This is a genomic window from Tetragenococcus halophilus subsp. halophilus DSM 20339 (assembly GCF_003841405.1).
Taxonomy (GTDB): domain Bacteria; phylum Bacillota; class Bacilli; order Lactobacillales; family Enterococcaceae; genus Tetragenococcus; species Tetragenococcus halophilus.
Map to the genome: position 1 here is coordinate 140050 of NZ_PXYA01000002.1, position 16694 is coordinate 156743.

Sequence of the window (16694 nt, forward strand, 5' to 3'; positions counted from 1 at the left end):
CACCTCTTCTAAGCTAATTTTATAGAGAATATTGGTTCTGAAATTTTCAGAACCAATATTAATTTCGTTTTACCTAATCTCAACCGACTCAATACCAAACAAACTAGCTAAATCACTAATTTGTTCCTCTGTTAATGCAAAAGATAGAACGGTATGATGCCCCCCACCATATTGGATCCATTTTGTTGCGCCTTCTTTAAGACCAACTTTAGGCGTCCACAATTGACTAGCAACGGGTAAGTTAGGTGTTTGAGCTTCTGGTTTTCTTGCTTCAACTGGATAGCTAATAAATTTAAAGCCGTCATAAGAATGGGAGAGTGTCACATCCACTGCATCGCCATCTATCCCTTGGAAAACTAAACGTGCTGGGTCCTCTTTATCACCAATATCTAACGGATGTACTTCTACGCGAGGTTTTTCTCCACTGATTGTAGGGTCTACTTCTAACATATGAGAGCCTAAAATCGCTTCGTATCCCTTTCTTAAATCTAAAGTATAGTCTTCCATAAAGGCCGTTTTTTTATTATGGGACATAATTTTTAACAAGCGTGTTAACCCAGCCGACTTCGCATCACCTTCTGCGCCAAAACCGTAACCTTCACTCATTAACAATTGCACAGCTAAACCAGGTAACTGCTCCATACCGTATAAATTTTGGAAGTTCGTTGTAAAGGCCGTATATCCGTTGTCGTCTAAGAATTTCTTTATTCCCAAATATTGTTTTAGTTGTACTTTAACTGATTGTTCAAATTTTTCAGCGCTATTTGACCCTTCTACAAAATCATATTTTGTTTTTAGCTCTTGATAAAGTTCGTTAACTTCTTTTTCAGAAATTCCGTTAATAACCTCAACTAAATCTCCCACAGCGTAGTAATCAATCGTCCATCCTAATTCGATCTGTGCTTCTACTTTATCCAATTCTGTCACAGCCACATCGCGCATCGTGTCACCAAAACGAGCTACTTTAAGCTTAAAGCTTTCATTATAAGCTACGGCGACATCTTCCCAATCAGCGATTTCATTTTGGATTTCTTCATCGCCCCAGTAACCATAAATAATTTTATTATTCTTTTGTAAGCGAGCATTGATATAACCATATTCACGATCCCCGTGCGCGCTTTGGTTCAAATTCATATAATCAAAATCAATCGTTTCATAAGGAATTTCTTTTAAATACTGGGTAGCCAAATGAAGTAACGGTTTTTGTAACATTTTTGTCCCACGAATCCAATTTTTTGCTGGAGAAAATGTATGCATCCAAGTCATAACTCCTGCAACTGTATCTTGATAATTGGCTTCTTTCATAAATTGAGTAACACTATCGGCAGTCGTCATCACACCTTTATAGACCACCTTATATGGCAATTTCCCGCTTTTATTTAATTCATCGACAATTTTTTTCGTATCCTCAGCGACTTCTTCTAACTGTTCTTCTCCATAAAGTGCTTGGCTCCCTGTAACAAACCAAAATTCATAATCCGAAACTGCTAACATTTGTACTTCTCCTCTTTTCTATTTTTGTTTCTAAAAATCTGCTTAAATATTTTGTCCATAATAGGCGTTTTCCCCATGTTTTCGATAGTAATGTTTGTCTAATAAGTATTGAGGGACATGACTATCATTGTGAGTAAGCATCAGCGTATGGTAATCCATTTCAGCACATACTTCTAATACTTTAGCATTATGAACCGCCTCGTCAGCTGTCTTACCCCAAGTAAACGGTCCATGTTGAGAAACTAATACAGCTGGGACAGCCTGCGGGTCTATTTGACGATTTTTAAAAGTACGTGAAATAACTTTTCCTGTGTTTTCTTCATAAGCCTCTTCAATTTCTTCTCGCGTCAAAGGTTCTGTCACAGGAACATCGCCATAAAACGTGTCTGCATGTGTTGTCCCAAAAGCTGGAACATCCATTTGAGCTTGAGCAAAGGAAACTGCCCACGGCGAATGTGTATGAACAATGCCGCCGATGTCGGAAAATTCGTTGTATAGTACCGTATGCGTAGGAGTATCGCTCGACGGATTTAGATCACCCTCGACCACTTCTCCTTGCAAATTAACAACGACCATATCTTCCGCTTTTAAATCTTCATATTCAACGCCAGAAGGCTTAATAACAAATAAACCTTTTTCTCGATCAATTCCTGAGACGTTCCCCCAAGTAAAAGTAACTAAATCTAGCGCTGGTAGCTGCATATTGGCTTCATAAACTTCTTGTTTTAATTTTTCAAGCAATTAAGCGTTCCTCCCTTCTTTTTAAATTTTGTCTCCTACTATTCGTTCTGCTGGCAAAGCTGATTGATAACGCTTTAGAAATTCAGCATAACCTTTCACACCTTCTGGTTCGGGATTTAATGTCATAGTTTCTGGTGCTTCAAAAACCTCTTGATCTAGGAAATCTTCAAGCGATATTTCTGAAGATTTCTGCATATATTCGGCTAATACAGCCATTCCCCATGGACCACCTTCTCCCGCGGTTTCCATAACCGATATCGGAATATCTAAAGCATTTGCTAAAACTTGCTGCGCAATGACAGGTGTTTTAAATAAACCTCCTTGAGCAATCATGACATCGAGTTTGATTTGTTCATCTTCAGTTAATGTATCCATTCCAATCGCAAGTGGTGCAAAAGCTCCGTAAAGTTGAGCTTGGATGAAGTTTGCTAAATTAAAATTGCTATTCATTGTTCGTACAAGCATCGGACGTCCATACGATACTTCTGTAATTACTTCTCCCGATAAATAACTATAATTTACTAAACCACCAGCGTCTGGGTCTGATTTACTAGCATTAAGGAATAACGTTTCATACAACTTTTCTGGCGTTAGGTTCACCCCTAAACGTTCAGCAAAATCTTGGAAAATTTGCAACCAAGCATCAATATCAGAAGAACAATTATCCGTGTGGACCATCGCTACGTTAGACCCATCCGGTGTTGTTACAATATCAATTTCTCGGTGGACTTTTTGTAACGGTTTATCTAAAACAACCATGGCAAAAGCTGATGTTCCTATGGAGATGTTCCCCGTACGCTTACGTATACTATTTGTGGCCACCATCCCTGTACCAGCATCTCCTTCTGGCGGTGCCATAGCGCTTCCATTTTGGAGTTTACCTGATGGATCTAATAATTTGGCTCCAGATTCAGTTAAATTCCCCGCTTCTTCCCCAGCTTTTAAAACCTTGGGTAAAATCTCATGGATATCCCAATCATATTTTTTTACATTTTCTAATTGTTCAAACTCTTTCATAAAACCTTCGTTATAGTTGCCGTGCTTTTCATCAATTGGGAAAGCGCCAGAAGCATCTCCGATCCCAATGACTTTATCACCCGTTAGCTGCCAATGAACATAACCTGATAACGTAGTCAAAAATGAAATATTATTGACATGCTCTTCCTTATTTAAAATCGCTTGATAAAGATGAGCAATACACCATCGTTGAGGAATATTAAAATTAAAAAGGTCCGTTAATTCATCCGTAGCGGGGCCCGTGATATTATTTCTCCAAGTTCTAAACGGTACAAGTAATTCATCTTCTTTTGAAAAAGCTAGATAGCCATGCATCATAGCGCTTATGCCAATATTGTCAATTTTTGTTAAAGAAGTATGATACTTACTTTCTACCTCAGCTCTAAGTTGCTTATAACTATCTTGTATCCCTTCCCATAATTGATCTAAAGAATAAGTCCAAACATTATCTTTAAACTGGTTTTCCCATTGGTGGCTACCAGAAGCAATGGTTTTAAAGTCTTTTGTGATTAACACAGACTTTATTCTAGTAGAACCAATCTCAATACCAAGTGAAACAGCACCCGTTTGTATCGCTTGGGATGTTTCTTTTACATTCATGTCTACTAACTACCTCCTTTGTAAATCGATTTCAATTTCAACAAGTTCATTGTAAAACATTTATTGGTGCAAATCAAGTTTATTTTAAATTTATATCAATAAATAACTGCATTATACAATAAAAAGTTGTCATGTTAACCTTTTACCACTTTAAAAAAATTCTTTTGTAAAGTTTATAAGCTCAACCAAATAAAAATTCTAACTATTAATAATAATGTTTATTTCATTTTTGATATCCAGGAGACACCTTGCTAAATCTTTTAAGGATTTTTTTGAAAGTATTGATTTTCTTCAAGCAACTCGAAACCTAGAAATGTTTCATCGAAACTATTTTGAAAGCGAATCTGGATCACCTGAAAATTACGAGTCGAAAAAAGAGGAATTATTAAATACTTCATATGAGTCAAATTCTGAAGAATTAAACGAATACTTTGAAGATAAAATTAACCATAAAGATAATGAAGTTCCGTTAAATAAAAAGTTGAAGGAACTAATAGGAGAAATAACCGAAGAACTAAAACAAGAACTTTTTAATCCTTCAGGTGGAGGAGTTTCTAAACCGATAAATAAATTCAATAAAAAATAACGGTTACTAGAAATTATTACACACACGGTACTGATATAAGTAATTACAAGATGGATATTGATAACTGGGAAGAATTATACCTTACTTATATTAAGATGAGATGCTTAACTGATATCCTATTTCTCAAAAAATTAAAAGTTGACGAAAAAATAATAATAAATCCCATAGAAAACAAAAAAGGACCTTACCAACGTTTATTTGAACATAATAATTATTTAAGTATTGAATAATTATATTTTCTAGACACACAAAGCCGCCCTCCTTATCACTACGGTTTTCTCAACCTTACAATAAAGAGGGCGGCTCTTACCCTTTAAAATAAATTTTCTAAATAACTATCTTCCTACTCTACCATCGAAAGATATCTATCAACTACATTATCAACCGTAAAACCAAAATACTTAATAACATCGTCGCCAGATTCACTCACACCAAATCGATCATTATTAAATATATCGCCATCTATTCCAAAATTTCTTTTATATAAAAAAATAAAGCAACCTGATAACAATAGAACATTGATATCAAATTACTTTATTATATTATTTACCTTATCCTTCTAAAAATCAAAACATAATATCTCCACCATTAACGTTGATTGATTGTCCAGTAATATAATCAGCTTGATTACTTAATAAAAAAGAAATTGTATTTGTTATATCTTCAATCTTGCCAACTCTTCCCTTTGGAATTTTTTCAGCAAAATAATCCATCACCTCTTCGGCGCCAATATTTTTTTTAGCCGCATAGTCAGCTTTTTGCTTTTCCCACATTGAAGTATAAACAACTCCCGGACAAACTGAATTAACGCGGACACCTTTTCCTGCGAATTCTTTAGAGAGCGCTTGTGTTAAACCAATAACACCAAATTTACTAGCACAATAAGCTTGATAATCATTAGTACCAACCTTTCCAGATTGGGAGGACATATTTATTATACTTCCAGCACCTTTTTCTAACATTTGAGGAATAATGGCTTTACAGCATAAAAACTGTCCTTTTAAGTTGATTTCCATTGTTTTATCCCATATTTCTTCGGTATGCTTAAAAAAGGGAGTAATGATAGACAATCCAGCATTATTTACTAAAATGTCAATTAAACCAAAGTTTTCTTTTACATATTCACTCATTTTAGTGATTTCATCAGATTTTGTAACATCTAGTTTAAAATATACTGACTTTTCTCCGTTATCTAAAATTTCGTCTGAAACTTTCTTAGCATTTTCTTTATTTAAGTCAGTAACTATTACCGTAGCACCTTCCTCAGCCAGCATTAAACTGACTCCTCTACCAATTCCACTCCCGGCTCCTGTAACAACAGCTATTTTATTTTCAAATTGCAAAATAATCCCTCTTTCTTATTCGATAATTCCAAATGCGCCACCAATAACCCCAATTAAAATTAAAACAACAAGTACTGTAGTTGGTTTCATTCTTCTTTTTAACATCCAATAAGTTCCTAAAGTAATTCCTAATGGTAATATCCCCAAAAGTAACGTATCTAATATTTGTTCTTGCACGTCAAGAGAATCAGAGCCTAGTGGTATTTGTAAAGAAGTGCTAACTTCAACAAAGCTAGCTGCTAAAGCTCCCATAACAATCGCTCCCAAGTATTTGCAAAAGAACATTACTTTTTGCAGTAAAGAACTTCTTAGTAGCTCTGTAACTCCCTTTCGCCCAGTGTAATAACCTTGCAACCATAACCATCTAGCTAAAGGAAGCATTATTCCTAATAGCAATACGCCATAAGCGACAGGCCCCATGATAATATTTCCACTTGAACCAAATGGGATAGTTAAAGACAGCAGGATAGGAATTAATGTTCCTTGAAATAAGCTATCACCAACGCCTGCAATTGGGCCCATCAATCCAGTTTTAAAACTCTCAACCATAGTTCCTTCTATGGGTTCTCCTTCTGCTTTTTGCTCTTCCATTGCTATAGAAACAGATAAAATCGGTCCTCCAAATGAAGGCTCTGTATTGAAGAATTGTAAATGTCGACTTAACGCTTCGCTTAATTGTTCTGGATCATCTTTATAAATCTTTTTAAGAATTGGCGAAAGTGCATAAGCAACCCCAGTTGATTGTAACCTCTCATAGTTATAGTTTGCGTGAGAGAAAAACATCCAACGCCAAAACGCCTTTTTCACTTCTTTTTTTGTTAATTTATTTGTTTCACTCATCTCTACACCGCCTTGTTTTTATCTTCTTTAAAAGTTAATTCTGTATAAATATATACAACAAAAACTCCAAATACCGACAAAGCTAAAATTGGAATATCTGAATAAACAGTTACTAAAAATCCGAAAATAAAAAATAATAATATACCTTTTCCACTCATTGCTCTTAAATTCATTGCGATCCCTAATGCTGGTAAAATTGCGCCTATAACGGATAAAACATCTAAAGGCCTACCTTCCATCATATTAACAACCTGTGCTACTGGCCCTGCTCCATAATACACTGCTAGAGCCACTGGTATAACAGACATTAAAAATACAATAATTTGTGGCGGCCAAATATTTAAAAAATTAAGCTTTTTAATATTACCTTCTTCAGCTGCTTTATCTGCCATATGAAGAAAAGAAATATCAACAGTCATATGGACAACCCAGATAACAGTTCCTAAAAGGCCCAAAGGAACAGCCAAAGTCGTGGCTGCTGAAGCATTTACCCCACCAGCAACTGCTAACGCAGTTCCTAATGTCCCAGCTAAAGCAGGATCCATTGGGACCGAACCGCCAGCTGAAATCCAAGCTAGATACGGTAAATTAATTGCTGTACCGATAATACATCCTTCTACCGGTTTGCCTAATACTAACCCTACTAAAGTCCCGTTAACCATGGGCCTCATAATCATATGAGTACCTACAGTTGTTAACCAGGGTTGTGCATTTATTCCTAAAAAATATATAAATCCTATTAAAATAGCTTGGAAAAAACTAATATGCATTTTCAATTACCCCCTTATAAAATTTTTTCCAGTACGACAGCTTTTTCATCAGGAACAACTTGAATTTGAACATCAATGCCTTTTGTAACTAACTTTTTAATATCCTCTTTTTCATCTTCTGTGGTAGCAATGTTTTTATACAATTTTTTCCTATTTTTATTAGCTCCCATACCACCAATAATAATTTTTTCAATTTTTATACCGTTTTCAATTAAATATAAGAAAACTTCAGGCGTTTTAGTAAGGATTATGATTTTTTTATTCTCATCCAAACGACTAATTCCATCAATAGCCTCACCTTTACTAAACACGTCTAAACCAATCCCCTCAGGAACTGCCATTGCCATAATTTCCTTAGTAAATTCATCACTAGCTGTATTGTCATCGACGATAACGATATGATTTCCTCCTGTATATTGAAGCCAGGCTGTCATAACCTGTCCATGAATTAAACGATCATCTACACGTGCTAAAACAATATTTGCCATATTATATTCCTCCCACTAATTAGTCTTTTTATTCTTAGACAACTCTTTATTAAACTCTTTTACTCCTTCTTTTGCAGAAAACATCGCTTTTTCGCAAACATCGTCAAGTGAGCTCCCAAGCATTCGTTGATTAAATATCTCTAATAACATTGGTAAATTGACACCTGTTAGTAAACGATATTCAATACTTTCATTTAATATTCTTTTATGATTTAATGTTGTTTGATTATATGGACTGGCCAAAAATAAATCAGTTACAACAATAATTCCAGAACCATCATTAACCTCTTTAATCTTATTAAATATTTCTTGAGAAAAATCTTCCACGCTATCTCCCTCAAGTAAAGATAAAGAAAAACTTTTTTCTTGTTTTCCCATAATAAGTTTTACAGTATTTAAAAATTCTTCAGACAAATGACCATGTGTTGCAACTAGTACTCCGATCATTTTCTCACCTCCTTTAGCAGTTACTATTAAACTTCATTAAAAAACAGGCTATCATTTACTTCATTTTTTATTTAACTAATTTTACTTAGTTACAAATCTTTTCATTTCAAAGCCTTTCCCCTTCCTATTTTCAATTTTGTCCAAACAAAAAAACCCAAACCTCCCGTCAAAAATGACAAAAGATTTGGGTTAAGCCTAAAACGCAGTTACTCCCCATATATAAATAAAGCCTCTCAAAAAAGACAATAAAAATTTAACTGAAATAACTATATCACTTAAAGGTGCTTTTAGCAACACTAAATATACATAAAAAGTGTATCTAGAGTAGTTAAAGTGTAACAGAAAACACTTTACTCTATGTTTGAGGTGATTATTTTGAACGATAACTTAAAACTGAGAGTTTATATCTCACAGAGAATAAAGTATCTCCGTACAAAAAAAGGGTTAAATCAAGACAAATTAGCAGAATTATCTGGTCTGGATACTAAACATATCAGTAGAATTGAAAACAACGCGCCTAACCTTGAACTAGAAACAGTCGAAAAACTTATTGATGCACTAGGCGAAACTAATGCTACTTTTTTTAATTGGAAGTTTCCTACAAACAGCGAAGAGATTCGTCAATTGAATAACTCACTTGATGAATTGTCAGATGAAGACCAAAAAGAAGTTATCGATGCATTAACTTTGTTAGTCAATAAAATGAATAAATCTCACTGAGTAATAACTCAGCTATATCACTACTTTCTCATTCATTATATAGAGTTTGGCTTTCGTCACTAAATTAAAACTTATATCGTCTGTCGCCAGTAAATAAAGACCTTCACCAACTCCAACTGTTGAAGATCTTTATTTATAGCATTTAAAGATTCTCAAAAACGTAACATACATTATTTATGCTTCGAGTGATCTGGTAATGGTCTAACATATAAATCGTATCTTCTGCGAAGGCTATCTAATATTTTTATAGCTTTGATCGATCAATCTTGTGTAGTTCCAGTTAATCTTTCTTCATATACTATATCCACCCCAATTTCCTCAAATTACTTGTACTATTTTGCAGCGGTATGATCAGCCGCACTGACAAATTAGTTACAAAAATATTGCTTCTTTTTTGTCCATTCATCAATAAAACTCAGTAAACTTACACCTACGATCACTTCATAATATTATTTCTTAAAAGATAGTTTATAGCCGACTTTCTATCAACCTTCAACCTCTACTTATTAACTGATTATTAGAATAAGTTTTTCATCTAAAAACTACTATTAAAAATTAACAATAGCAAATATTCGGGTGATAAGTTAATTTTGACCCAAACATTTGGTAAAAAAGAGGTGTTAGAGTGAAAAACACACTGCACATAAAAGAGTTGGAAGAATTCCTGATAAAACAACAACTCGTAAGTACACAAGATCTACTAAATTTTTACCATCAGTTTAATCCAGAATTGCCTATCTCTACGCTACGTTGGCGGATTTTTGAATTAAAACAACAAGGAATGATTTACAGTCCCATGCGCGGAAAATATGCTCTAAAAGAAAAGAAACTGTTTCATCCAAAACGAACAAAGAGAATGGACGAAATTGCTAATTTATTACAAGAAAAATTTCCTTATGTTAAATTTAGTATTTATCCAACGAAATGGATTGGTAACTTATCCGATCATATTTACCAAATCAATAGTATTATTGTAGAAACTGATATAGATGTGCTAGATGCCGCTTTTTATTTTCTACAAGAAAACTTCTCTAATACGTTCTTATCTCCCGATCAAGAAATGTATGACTACTACGTTTCTACGCAAGAAGAAAATATTATCGTTACGCGTTTACATTTTGATGCCCCGTTATATAAAGTCAATGACAATTACTACACTCCAAAATTAGAGAAACTCATCGTTGACTTACTGATTAATGATCCCGTTATTCTTCCAATAAGTTATTCAGAAATTAATACAATTATTATGAACGCGATAGATACATATAGTATTAATTTTTCAACTTTAGCTCGTTATGCTAAAAAAAGAAACAGTCAAAAAAGATTAAATAAATTACATTTAATAGGAGGTACTAAGCTGTAATGATTAATGAAGAGAGTCTAACTACAAGTAGAAAACATACAAAAAAAGCCCCTGTCGAAACGACGGGGACTTGAAAACAAACCTATTTTCCAAACAATTCATATACGATATTTGAGTCTAAAAATCCCAAAAGATGTGCACGCTCATCACTTTTATCAACTAACCTACATATATCTTTATTGATATTTCTCCAGCCATATTTTTTATTTATTGTATTAACAAAATGTTTGATTATAAGTATAACAATTCCCAACTTATTTGAAGGAGTCCTGCTATTATCGCCATTAACAGTGTAGAGATATCCTTTCCATTGTTTTCTGCATAAGGGTTTAGTACTTAGTTGAAGATCAATAACATTAGCATTATGTGTACATATATTTCTAACAAAGTTAAGACACTTTAACCAAGATATCAATTCTTTCTTAGTGCAATTGAACATCTCAGATAATTTTTTCTTGTTTTTGTCTGACAATATTTCTACTATTCTCACGAGTTCTCCAAAAGTAAGAACTTCAACCGCTAGCCATATAGTTGGAAAACCATCGACATCTTGATTGTTAGTGTCCTTTACATCATTAATAAAAGATCGTTTAATAGATTTAAGCAAACTTTTTTTGAATTGAAATTGTCTTGTCTCTATTTCGAATTTCTTATAGTTATGTTTATCACACCAGTTAGAAAAATTAAGGTAACCGAACGGACCATAAGAGTTTCCTAAAATAAAAGAAAGTCTAGTTTTTAAAGCAACTTCGATTTTTTCAATTGCATGTAATAAATGTATTCTTAAATTTTTATCTTGATAGTATCGTGTTAAAACCTCAGAAAAATTAACGCCGCTATAATCATCATATGTATGTTTATTACTATTATTCTTATTTGCTAAAGGAGCAGCAAACTGTTTAATACGATAATAACCAATAATTTTTAATTTATTTACACCTCGTTTACTTACTTTCATCCCTCTGCTTTGCAATAATGAAAGCTGATCTTCAAAAGTCAATGACGTAGGCGCTTTCATAAAGCTCCTCCAAAATAAAAACCCCCATGTCAGTACTTGACTGTCCTTTAAAAAGGAATGGGGGGATTGTCTTCTCATCTATAATATATCATTTAGAGTTATGAGTTTCAATACTTACGCTATATATAATATGTTTATTATCTTTTTATAGGATTTCACAGGTTTGCAAAGAGTTATAAAATTGGCGCTAACCAAACATATCTCGTCATATTTTTTAGTGTAGAGTTTTATTAAATAACAAAAAGCCACCTCTATTAAGAAAGTAATAGTTAATTAAAAGAAATATCAGTATTTTATTTATCTAGGTTCTTCTTCACTTTCTTAACAGCGTTTGCATATGCTGTTATGTCATTGTAGTCAGTTTCAATCGAAGCTCCCAGCCCCAGTTTTAACTAATTCTACTCTAAAATGAGAATCGCACGTCATCATTCTCCAAGACTTTTTTTCAGAAGTAGCCGGTTTATTATAAACAACTAAATTTCGTAATACTTCAAACATGTACCAGGTACTTCTTCAGGAATAATTGAAGCCTTTTTCTTTACTATTTCGTTTAACTTGTATATCTTTAGCGCTTACGCGTACAACTATACTGTCTCTCTTTCGTATTGGCACTTTATACACTGCGGTCTATTTCTGTGATTGTTTTTTCAGATTACTAATCTCTATTGAACTATAGGCAAGAGACCTCCACCAGCACTAACTGTTGAAGGTCCTCATTTTATACAGTGTTTAAGATTTCCCAATAATGTAACATAAATTTCTTACTTCACCCAAGAAACACTTTTGCCAATATCAATATAACCTTTCTTCCCATTACTTCTAGGCTGTACTCCCCAAACAAAACCGTCGCCAAAAACAATGTTATTAATTTTAATTTTTGTTCCTTTCGCAAGCTCAGCAATCACATTATTTCCGGTCTTTGGTGAGCTGCGTAATTTTACTTTCATTGCGGTTGTGGTAATGGTCTTCATTTCAATATCCTCCACGTCTTTGTGATTTTCTTTATCAGGAACTTGATGATTTTGACGAAAAAAGTAGAACAGATCCCTCCTGACGATCTGATTTAAATCCAAGTCCCCATTGTAACCATTAAGTCTTCCCTTTGAAGTATATTGATGGATATCATACTGCTTTGTAGCGGTCGGATTTGCTCCTTGATATTGTCCGGTGTTCTTTCCATAAGTGGGTAGCCAAACACCATCAAATTTTTCTGTTGCTAAATTAAAACTTTTGTATAAGTGGTTAGCAACATAAACGCCAACTTTTTTCGCGCCGAGTTCTTTTAGTTTTTTACGATAAGCCTCACAACCACCTCGCATATCTTGCATGGATTGTTCTTCTACATCTAACCACCAAAAGCTAGGTTGAAATTTTTGTGCTCTTTGATAAAAATCTTTGGCCTCTTGTTGCATATCTGCCTTAGACGTCCCTCGTACCCAAGCATAAACCGCCACTGGCACGCTTCGTTTTTGAAACTCTTTAATGTGCGTTTGATAGTGCTTATCGATATAATTGGATCCATATTGTACACGTACAATAACGCCGTCGATTTTTGCAGCTAGTTGATCATAATTGATCTGCTGCGGCACTTGCCATTCACTAATATCAATAATCGTTGGTTTAGGAATCATTTCATTGCCTCCTTTTTCTGTCAAAAAAAGCGAGAAGATCGCTCCTCTCGCTTTCCTTTTTAAAACAATGGTGTTTCGATCGTTTCTACATATTTTGCGCTATCGATCGTTTGATACAATCTCACGCCGTCTTTGTCAAAAATATCCAAATCACGTAATTGTTCCATTGCTTCGCGAACTTCGGCTTCTGTCAAGTCTTCCGCAGCTACTTTCGGTATTAAGTTATGTTTTTTACCTTCTTCATTTAAGAATGTTAGATATAATTTTTTCATGATTCTTCCTCCTAGGATTTATTTATTCAACAATTTCTTCTGCGTCTTGCACATGTGAATATTCTACTTTTTCAGTGACTAAAGCCAATTCATTTTCTGCTGGAGCTAAATTCGCCATGGTTTCTCCCAGCGCTAATACAGCAGCTTCGTTTGGTTCTGAAATCACATCGTTAAAGTTTTTCTTAATCGTTTTGTCTTCCCCAGGTTGACTGAGTTCGACCGTTAATTTTGTGTTTTCTAAATTTTTCATTTTCATTCTCCTCTGTATTTTGTTTTTAATAAGCAGCGCCGCCTACACTATCTATAAACGAGGTCAGCAGGAAAAATGTCACGGTTTTAGTAAATATTTTTTCAATAAATAAAAAAAGCCTAGTAAACAGGGATTATCGAGCTGTTTACTAGGCGCTTTAGTTTCTCAGGTATTCAATTATCATTTCCGAAAAAATCTTTTGGAAGCTCCGTTTCTCCATTATCTATTTTTTTCCATTGTTCTTTTTCAAATTGTTTTTGTTTCGCAGCCGTTTGGTAAAAATTATCCATTCGTTCTTGTTCGTTGATTAATTTTTCTTTGGTATAATGAACCAATCCTTTTACGTCTTGGTTAGTTTCAAATTGAACATATTGGTCACGGTAATTCCGTTCAATGACGAGTAAAGGAGCTTGTTCCAAGATCAGACCATAATTAATTAACATACGTCCTACTCGACCGTTGCCGTCGCTAAACGGATGAATCCGTTCAAACTCAATATGGCTTTTTATTAATGCTGTTAATTTTTCGTCAAACGTCCTTGCTTGCTGAAAAGATTGGTTTAAGTTATCGCACCATTCTTGAATCTTTACAGGCACTTCAAAGGGTTCTGTGGTTTGAAAATCTGTCCCTAAAATATAATTTTGCACGCTTTTATATTGTCCACCGTCCGCCAAAATATGGTCGGTCAATAAACGATGAATATTTCTTACTAATAGTGGCGAAAAAGGTTGTTGCTCTTTGGCCTCTTGAAAGACATAATCAAAGGTTTGCCGGTGATTTTCCACTTCGTACACTTCATGCAAGCTGTGCCCTTGTTCACTAGGCAATCTACCATATCGTAAAATCATACGTGTGTCATTCAAAGATAATGTGTTTCCCTCAATTCCTGTCGAATGATAAGCAAATCGAATGAGTACGTCTTCGATATAGTCTTGACTGTACTTTCCATACATGCTTTTTAGCTCCTTACATAATAAAGCTACCAGTTAATTTTGACCAAATTTCAACTGCATTTCTTCCTTATGTATTAAGTAACTAGACAACGCTTTTAAGTCGTTCATTAGATAATTAAACACGATACCTCATAAACGAAACCCTTCTTTGGCTGTCTCAATATCAACAGTTCCACTAGCTTCCGCATCCTTCAAATTTTCAACAACTTCTAAACTTACTTTTAATTTATCATAGTCTTCAGTATCAATAATAGCATACTTTACTCTGCCATTTTTTGTCAGAAAAACAGGTTCACCATTAGCCACTTCTTGTAACACTTTATCATAATTTTTTAAATCAGAAATTGGCTTGATATCCATCACGGTCACTCTCCTTATAAAGGTTATATCATATTTTGCGAATGGTTTGCAGTAGGAACCGTTTTTTACTAACAATGATTTTTAAGCTATGAAAATAGCGTTAAACTTGAGAAATTGAACAAACTACCCTTAAAATAGCAAACCAACAATTTAAAAATCTCACTATATAGCTATCCACTTATAATTTTCTTGTCGCTTTGGCCCTTTTCTGACTATTTCCACCTATTTTTTACCACCGCTCAATTTTCTCCTTCTCATTATTCCGATTATAGTGAAACTACCTCGAGGAATAATAAGAAAAAGGAATAACATCCAATGCAAACAACAGAATTAAACCAACTCGTACAAGATTACCAACGACTTTTCCACAAAGTGTTACGTAAATGTAGCATTTTTCCGGGGCAACCAGATTATGAGGACCACATGCAGGAATTACGGCTACTATTTTTCTTAAAAGCCAAACCTTATGAATCACGAGGCTTATTTGAAGCAGAATGTAACGTGAGCTACCTCTATCGGTTCTTACTATGGAGTATTATCGACAAAAAACGAAAGAAAGATCCAAAAGAAAATGAAATTAATGATGAGGAAGTCCTTTATTTACAACAAGCAGAGTCAAACTACTCTGAAGTTGATTTCTTAGATGAGTTTCTAACGACTTACAACCAATTACAAGAAAAAGATCAAAAGAAGGTATTAGCTTTGTTAGAAAATGTCGACTTATCCCGGCAAAACCGGCATCGTTATCGCATGCGTCTAAGAGAATTGTTTAAAAAGAACCGATAAATTAAAAAATCTCGGCTTTAGCCTTTACTCGGTTAAAGTCGAGTATAAATAATAGCAAAAATTTTATTACTCTGAAATCTCCAATTCAGATAGAATTTGCTGCTTCTCATTTCCTTGGATCATCTTGTCATGTATCTCTATACACTTTCCATAAAAATCTTTTCCATAACCAGGAATTTCTAGAAAAGTCAGTCCATTGATTGCTTTGCGTATAACGCAAGAAGAAGAAACATCTAAATATTCTAACAGTCCCATTCTCCAACCATCTGGCATTTTTCCTGCATATCGTTTGATGATCCCATGAACTAAAAAAGCTCTATGCATCTTTTCATAAATCGCTTTAGCTTTACGATCCAAATAGAAAACAAAATTATTCACTAGAGAAACAATCGCCCTCTGACCAAAAGGAAAACTCAAATCATTCATCCGTCCCGGATTAACCCATATCGCTCTTTTCGGGTTGGTTGAAATACTAAAAGGAATTAAACTAAAATTTTCACAAGATAATGGGATACTATTTACCTTCAAAGACAAAAATTCCTCTACTGTTTTCTTATACTCTATAAATCCTACTTTCCAATAATAATACAAAAACTGATCTACAATAATGTCTGTCCCCAAATCAACGATCTTCGCCGTATTTTGATAAATAATAAATGTGTGATCAATTTCTTGTTCATACGGTATAATTGCATAAATCTCTTCATCAAAATCGACACTGGTTCCAATACTGATTTCTGTATAAAGCTGGTTCAAATCCATAGGCTGATTTATCGCCCGATTGTTAAATGCAAAAAGCTTTTCCAGTTCTGGTTGAAATTCTGACGTTTTCGTCTGCCTCTCTACTCCAAATTCAGTATTTAGCCCCAATATAGAGCTAATTTTCTCTTCCATTGACTACGCTCCTCACTTTTAGATTACATCTATTATAAAATAAACAGTCGGAAAAGAAAACGGTTTTATAAAAAACTTTTGAAGAAAAATAATTTTTTTATGTTATCTGTAGACACATTGT

19 protein-coding genes are annotated in these 16694 nt (G+C 34.1%); 4 read left to right on the forward strand and 15 right to left on the reverse strand.

Annotated elements, in window-relative coordinates; all coding sequences use genetic code 11:
- Positions 1–69: 69 nt before the first annotated feature.
- The 3 genes from araA to C7K42_RS06340 are packed head-to-tail and all read right to left on the reverse strand — an operon-like array spanning position 70 to position 3852.
- On the reverse strand, positions 70–1494 hold the full coding sequence (araA, locus tag C7K42_RS06330; RefSeq protein ID WP_103099563.1) for an L-arabinose isomerase: 1425 nt from the start codon (positions 1492–1494) through the stop codon (positions 70–72).
- A 42-nt stretch (positions 1495–1536) separates the two neighbouring features.
- Positions 1537–2235, reverse strand: coding sequence for an L-ribulose-5-phosphate 4-epimerase (locus tag C7K42_RS06335; protein ID WP_103099564.1), 699 nt, complete (start codon positions 2233–2235; stop codon positions 1537–1539).
- Positions 2236–2256: 21 nt separating this feature from the next.
- Positions 2257–3852 carry a xylulokinase gene (locus tag C7K42_RS06340; protein ID WP_103099565.1) on the reverse strand — a complete coding sequence of 532 codons (1596 nt, stop codon included), beginning with the start codon at positions 3850–3852 and terminating at the stop codon, positions 2257–2259.
- A gap of 214 nt (positions 3853–4066) precedes the next feature.
- On the opposite strand from C7K42_RS06340, the gene C7K42_RS06345 reads away from it, so the two are divergent.
- Entirely contained in the window at positions 4067–4438 is a 372-nt protein-coding gene (locus C7K42_RS06345; RefSeq protein ID WP_146028716.1) for a HEPN domain-containing protein, read from the forward strand.
- Between the two features lie 566 nt (positions 4439–5004).
- Here C7K42_RS06345 and C7K42_RS06350 read toward each other — a convergent pair.
- The 5 genes from C7K42_RS06350 to C7K42_RS06370 are packed head-to-tail and all read right to left on the reverse strand — an operon-like array spanning position 5005 to position 8326.
- Positions 5005–5781 carry an SDR family NAD(P)-dependent oxidoreductase gene (locus C7K42_RS06350; protein WP_103099567.1) on the reverse strand — a complete coding sequence of 259 codons (777 nt, stop codon included), beginning with the start codon at positions 5779–5781 and terminating at the stop codon, positions 5005–5007.
- A 15-nt stretch (positions 5782–5796) separates the two neighbouring features.
- Positions 5797–6621: a PTS system mannose/fructose/sorbose family transporter subunit IID gene (locus tag C7K42_RS06355; RefSeq protein ID WP_103099568.1), complete on the reverse strand. Its 825-nt coding sequence runs from the start codon at positions 6619–6621 to the stop codon at positions 5797–5799.
- Between the two features lie 2 nt (positions 6622–6623).
- Positions 6624–7391: a PTS mannose/fructose/sorbose/N-acetylgalactosamine transporter subunit IIC gene (locus C7K42_RS06360; RefSeq protein ID WP_103099569.1), complete on the reverse strand. Its 768-nt coding sequence runs from the start codon at positions 7389–7391 to the stop codon at positions 6624–6626.
- Between the two features lie 14 nt (positions 7392–7405).
- Positions 7406–7879, reverse strand: coding sequence for a PTS sugar transporter subunit IIB (locus C7K42_RS06365; RefSeq protein ID WP_103099570.1), 474 nt, complete (start codon positions 7877–7879; stop codon positions 7406–7408).
- 15 nt (positions 7880–7894) lie between these two features.
- On the reverse strand, positions 7895–8326 hold the full coding sequence (locus C7K42_RS06370) for a PTS sugar transporter subunit IIA (RefSeq protein WP_103099571.1): 432 nt from the start codon (positions 8324–8326) through the stop codon (positions 7895–7897).
- A gap of 375 nt (positions 8327–8701) precedes the next feature.
- Here C7K42_RS06370 and C7K42_RS06375 point away from each other — a divergent pair, with 375 nt between their 5' ends.
- Together C7K42_RS06375 and C7K42_RS06380 are read left to right on the forward strand one after the other, a co-directional pair.
- Complete coding sequence (locus C7K42_RS06375; RefSeq protein WP_159459067.1) at positions 8702–9046, forward strand: helix-turn-helix domain-containing protein; 345 nt, start codon at positions 8702–8704, stop codon at positions 9044–9046.
- A 625-nt stretch (positions 9047–9671) separates the two neighbouring features.
- The gene (locus tag C7K42_RS06380; protein ID WP_103099573.1) at positions 9672–10409 is read left to right on the forward strand and encodes a DUF6577 family protein; all 738 of its coding nucleotides are present in this window, start codon (positions 9672–9674) and stop codon (positions 10407–10409) included.
- 82 nt (positions 10410–10491) lie between these two features.
- Here C7K42_RS06380 and C7K42_RS06385 read toward each other — a convergent pair whose 3' ends face one another.
- From C7K42_RS06385 to C7K42_RS06410, 6 genes are all read right to left on the reverse strand, one after another.
- On the reverse strand, positions 10492–11427 hold the full coding sequence (locus tag C7K42_RS06385; RefSeq protein WP_103099574.1) for an Abi family protein: 936 nt from the start codon (positions 11425–11427) through the stop codon (positions 10492–10494).
- A 761-nt stretch (positions 11428–12188) separates the two neighbouring features.
- Complete coding sequence (locus tag C7K42_RS06390; RefSeq protein ID WP_103099575.1) at positions 12189–13058, reverse strand: GH25 family lysozyme; 870 nt, start codon at positions 13056–13058, stop codon at positions 12189–12191.
- Between the two features lie 59 nt (positions 13059–13117).
- Complete coding sequence (locus C7K42_RS06395) at positions 13118–13330, reverse strand: DUF2922 domain-containing protein (protein ID WP_094243883.1); 213 nt, start codon at positions 13328–13330, stop codon at positions 13118–13120.
- A gap of 22 nt (positions 13331–13352) precedes the next feature.
- Positions 13353–13580, reverse strand: a complete 228-nt coding sequence (locus tag C7K42_RS06400) for a hypothetical protein (RefSeq protein WP_028791022.1) — start codon at positions 13578–13580, stop codon at positions 13353–13355.
- A gap of 173 nt (positions 13581–13753) precedes the next feature.
- Positions 13754–14533 carry a Fic family protein gene (locus tag C7K42_RS06405; protein ID WP_103099576.1) on the reverse strand — a complete coding sequence of 260 codons (780 nt, stop codon included), beginning with the start codon at positions 14531–14533 and terminating at the stop codon, positions 13754–13756.
- Between the two features lie 129 nt (positions 14534–14662).
- On the reverse strand, positions 14663–14893 hold the full coding sequence (locus tag C7K42_RS06410) for a type II toxin-antitoxin system Phd/YefM family antitoxin (protein ID WP_083207542.1): 231 nt from the start codon (positions 14891–14893) through the stop codon (positions 14663–14665).
- Between the two features lie 315 nt (positions 14894–15208).
- Between C7K42_RS06410 and C7K42_RS06415 the strand changes: the two genes are divergently transcribed.
- On the forward strand, positions 15209–15679 hold the full coding sequence (locus C7K42_RS06415) for an RNA polymerase sigma factor (protein ID WP_069028666.1): 471 nt from the start codon (positions 15209–15211) through the stop codon (positions 15677–15679).
- Between the two features lie 66 nt (positions 15680–15745).
- On the opposite strand, the gene C7K42_RS06420 is transcribed toward C7K42_RS06415, so the two are convergent.
- A complete protein-coding gene (locus C7K42_RS06420; RefSeq protein WP_103099577.1) occupies positions 15746–16573 on the reverse strand; it encodes a hypothetical protein in 828 nt (275 codons plus the stop codon).
- Between the last annotated feature and the right edge of the window lie 121 nt (positions 16574–16694).

Bases quoted from the DNA above. Each gene is read 5' to 3' on its own strand.
- araA (WP_103099563.1), bottom strand. From the start codon at position 1,494: ATGTTAGCAGTTTCGGATTATGAATTTTGGTTTGTTACAGGGAGCCAA.
- C7K42_RS06340 (WP_103099565.1), bottom strand. From the start codon at position 3,852: ATGAATGTAAAAGAAACATCCCAAGCGATACAAACGGGTGCTGTTTCA.
- C7K42_RS06345 (WP_146028716.1), top strand. From the start codon at position 4,067: ATGTTTATTTCATTTTTGATATCCAGGAGACACCTTGCTAAATCTTTT.
- C7K42_RS06355 (WP_103099568.1), bottom strand. From the start codon at position 6,621: ATGAGTGAAACAAATAAATTAACAAAAAAAGAAGTGAAAAAGGCGTTT.
- C7K42_RS06360 (WP_103099569.1), bottom strand. From the start codon at position 7,391: ATGCATATTAGTTTTTTCCAAGCTATTTTAATAGGATTTATATATTTT.
- C7K42_RS06365 (WP_103099570.1), bottom strand. From the start codon at position 7,879: ATGGCAAATATTGTTTTAGCACGTGTAGATGATCGTTTAATTCATGGA.
- C7K42_RS06370 (WP_103099571.1), bottom strand. From the start codon at position 8,326: ATGATCGGAGTACTAGTTGCAACACATGGTCATTTGTCTGAAGAATTT.
- C7K42_RS06385 (WP_103099574.1), bottom strand. From the start codon at position 11,427: ATGAAAGCGCCTACGTCATTGACTTTTGAAGATCAGCTTTCATTATTG.
- C7K42_RS06390 (WP_103099575.1), bottom strand. From the start codon at position 13,058: ATGATTCCTAAACCAACGATTATTGATATTAGTGAATGGCAAGTGCCG.
- C7K42_RS06395 (WP_094243883.1), bottom strand. From the start codon at position 13,330: ATGAAAAAATTATATCTAACATTCTTAAATGAAGAAGGTAAAAAACAT.
- C7K42_RS06400 (WP_028791022.1), bottom strand. From the start codon at position 13,580: ATGAAAAATTTAGAAAACACAAAATTAACGGTCGAACTCAGTCAACCT.
- C7K42_RS06405 (WP_103099576.1), bottom strand. From the start codon at position 14,533: ATGTATGGAAAGTACAGTCAAGACTATATCGAAGACGTACTCATTCGA.
- C7K42_RS06410 (WP_083207542.1), bottom strand. From the start codon at position 14,893: ATGGATATCAAGCCAATTTCTGATTTAAAAAATTATGATAAAGTGTTA.
- C7K42_RS06415 (WP_069028666.1), top strand. From the start codon at position 15,209: ATGCAAACAACAGAATTAAACCAACTCGTACAAGATTACCAACGACTT.
- C7K42_RS06420 (WP_103099577.1), bottom strand. From the start codon at position 16,573: ATGGAAGAGAAAATTAGCTCTATATTGGGGCTAAATACTGAATTTGGA.